Source organism: Rhodococcus sp. NCIMB 12038, from assembly GCF_002165735.1.
Classification (GTDB): domain Bacteria; phylum Actinomycetota; class Actinomycetes; order Mycobacteriales; family Mycobacteriaceae; genus Rhodococcus_F.
On the sequence record NZ_NHML01000086.1, the window covers coordinates 1 to 3,378 of the forward strand.

The 3,378-nt window shown below is 70.6% G+C and carries 1 protein-coding gene and 1 pseudogene; both read right to left on the reverse strand.

Annotated elements, in window-relative coordinates:
- The coding region (locus tag CA951_RS42030; protein WP_256974317.1) for a condensation domain-containing protein at window positions 1-3,063 on the reverse strand (3,063 nt) is incomplete at its 3' end.
- A 150-nt stretch (window positions 3,064-3,213) separates the two neighbouring features.
- Window positions 3,214-3,366 (reverse strand): annotated as a pseudogene (locus CA951_RS44805) (hypothetical protein); the annotation flags it as partial.
- Window positions 3,367-3,378 lie beyond the last annotated feature (12 nt).

Below are 3,378 nucleotides of genomic sequence, written 5' to 3' on the forward strand. Positions count from 1 at the left end.
ACCCGACCCACCCCGCACCAACCCCACACCCGACCCCCACACACCCACCCCACCCAACCGAACACCCGAATCCGCGGCCATCGCCTCGAGCACCCGGGTGACCTGTCCCGCGGTCGAGTCGACGGTGGCCCGGTCGATCAGGTCGGGTCGGTAGTGAAATGTCATGCGCAACTGTGTGTCCGCCGAGAACGCGACGCTCAGCGGGTAGTGCGTCGCGTCGACGCCGCGCACGTCGACCACTCGGATTCCGGCGAGGTCGGTGTCCTCGGTCAATCCTCCCCGGTCGATCGGGTACGACTCGAAGACGGTCGCGGTGTCGAACCCGATGTCGGTGCCGACCGCGCGCTGGATGTCGGCGAGGCCGAGGTCATGGTGGCCGAGGAGGGCTGCCTGTCCCGCTTGCGTCCGGTCGAGCAGGCCGGCCAGCGTTTCCCGGGGGTCGAGGGTGATGCGGGTGGGCACCGTGTTGACGAACAGCCCGATCATCGACTCCACACCGGGCAGGTGCGGTGACCGCCCGGACACGGTGCTCCCGAACGTCACGTCGTCGCGGGACGTCGCGGCGCCCAGCACGATGGCCCACGCCACCTGCGTGATCGTGTTCAGGGTCGTGTTGCGGGTCCGCGCAAGGGTCGTGAGTTCGGCGGTCAGTTCCTCGGAGACGGCGAATTGGGCACTCTCGGGTGGAGCCGACAGTTGCCGCCCCCGTGCGTCGGGCAGGAGCAGTGTCGGACCGTCGATGCCGGCGAGTGCGGTCGCCCAGGCCTCCCGCGATTCGGCCGGGTCCCGGCGGTGCAGCCACGACAGGAAGTCCCGATAGGGCCGGGGCCGCGGCAGCGCCGACACGTCGGCGTCCCCGGCCACGTAGAGCGCGAGCAGTTCGCGGATCGCGAGTGGCATCGACCATCCGTCGAGGAGCGTGTGGTGGTTGGTCCACACGAGCCGCGATTCCCGGCCGCCGGTCGACACGAGCAGAAACCGCACCAGGGGGGCCCGGGACGTGTCGAACGGCGCGGCTCGGTCGGCGGCGAGGACGCGCTCCAGTTCGGTGGTCCGCGCGGCCTCCGGCAGGCCGGTGAGGTCGAGTTCGCGGAACGGCACGTCGACGGTCGCGGGCACCACCTGCACGAACGTGCCGTCCCGCGCGGGCACGAATGCCACCCGCAGATTCGGGTGCCGCTCCAGGAGTGCCGCCGCGGCCCGGCGCATCCGGTCCGGGTCGACGGCGCCCTTCAGGTGCAGTTCCACCTGCACCGTGTAGGCGTCGATCGACGGTTTCGCGAGCAGGGCGTGGAACAGCAACCCGGCCTGCAGCGGAGTGGGCGGCCACACGTCGGTCAGCGCGCCGAAGCGTTCCTCCCATGTGTCGAGGTCGTCCTGGGTGACGTCGACCAGGGGAACGTCCGACGGTGTGCGTCCGCCGGCGACCCCGCTGCTCGCGTGGGACACCAAGGCGGACAGTGACTCCCGCCACCGTGCCGCCAGCCGCTCCACCTCGGCACGGGCGAGCAGGGTGTCCGGGAAACCGAAACCGACCCGGAGCCGTCCGCCGATCACGATCGCGTTGATCTCGACGGCCGCCGACGTCGGCATGTCCGGGTCCGGGACGTAGCGGAGGTCGCCGAACCCGTCGGCGGGGGTCCAGCCGGCCGCAGTGTCGCCGACCGCCGGATCCGGGACCTGGCCGAGGTAGTTGAAACTGATCTGCCCGGGTTCGGTGACCGGCAGGCTGCCCGCGGTGTCCGGGTTCAGGTAGCGGAGCAGTCCGTAGCCGATGCCCATGTCCGGCACCGCCCGCAGGTGTTCCTTCACCCGCTTCAGAGCGCTGCCCAGGTCGGGGCCGCCGGCGAACGCGTCGTCGAGGTCGATGCCGCGGAGTTCGACGCGGACCGGGAAGACCGTCGTGAACCAGCCGACGGTGCGGGAGAGGTCGGCGCCCGGCACCACCTGCTGCTCCCGGCCGTGCCCTTCCAATCGGATCAGCATCGACGTTCCCGGGATCCCCCGCTCCGCTCGCCACCTCGACGACGCCACCACCAGCGCCGTCAGCAAAACGTCGAGAGCGCCCCCGTGATACAGGTCCGGTAGGCGAGTGAGCAGCACGGACGTGTCGTCGAGTGAGGTCTCGACACTCACGTCCTGCAGGGCGGTCGCGACGTCCAGGCCCGGGTCGAGCGGACGGTCGGCGATCAGTGGGTCGGGTCCCTCGACGACGGTCTGCCACCACCCCAGTTCGGCGGTCCGCTCACTCCGGACGGCTTCCTCCGCCAACGCGTGCGCCCACCGGCGCATCGACGTCGCCGGTTCCGGGAGTGCCGGTACGTTCCCGGCACTCACCTGTTGCCAGGCGGCCACGAAGTCGGGCAGCAGAATCCGCCACGACACCCCGTCGACCGCGAGGTGGTGTGCCACCACGAGCAAGCTTCCCGGCCGACCGGGTACGGTAACCGGGTCAGGGTCGAGCCACACGAACTGGACGACGACCCCGTCGGACGGGCGGAGCCTCTCCACGGCGGCCTGGTGCTCGGTCGCGATCAGGTCTGCGAGTACGCCGGGATCGGTGGCCGGGTCGAAGGCGACCCGCCGGAGCAGCGACGCGGCGTCGAGGTCGGTCGCGGCGCGAGTCTCCATCTGCCACTGCCCGTTCCCGTCCCGGTACAGCCGCGACCGCAGCATGTCGTGACGGGCCATTACCGCGGTGACGGTCGCGAGGAGGCTGTCGGCGTCGACGGTGTGCGGGAGGTCGAGCAGCACGCTCTGGCTGAACCTCTCGTAGTGTCCGCCGCGCTCGATCAGGTACCGGACCACCGGGGTGGGCGGGAATGTGCCGATTCCGCCGCCCGCGAGTTCGGCGAGGGCGACCGCGGTTTCACTGTCCGCGATCTCCGATGCCGCTGCGAGAGCGGCCACCGTCCGGTGCTCGAACACCTGCTGCGGAGTGAACACCAATCCCTTTGCCTTCGCGCGTGACACGAGGCGAATGGACAGGATGCTGTCGCCGCCCAGCGCGAAGAACGATTCGTCGAATCCGACCTTGTCGACGCCGAGTACTTCGGCGAACACGGAGGCCAGTGTTGCCTCCGCCGCGGTCCGTGGCGCGCGGTCCGGCCCGCGCGAGGCCATGTCCGGTGCGGGTAGTGCGGCACGATCCACCTTCCCCGCCGCCGTCACCGGCAACTCCCCCAACACCACCACCACCGACGGCACCATGAACCCCGGCAACACCGACCCCGCAAACTCCACCACCCCAGCCGAATCCACCCGAGCCCCCACCTCCGGCACCACATACCCCACCAACCCNCCACCCGAACCCACCACCACCACAGCCGCACCCACCCCCGGACACGACACCAACACCGACTCCACCTCCCCCAACTC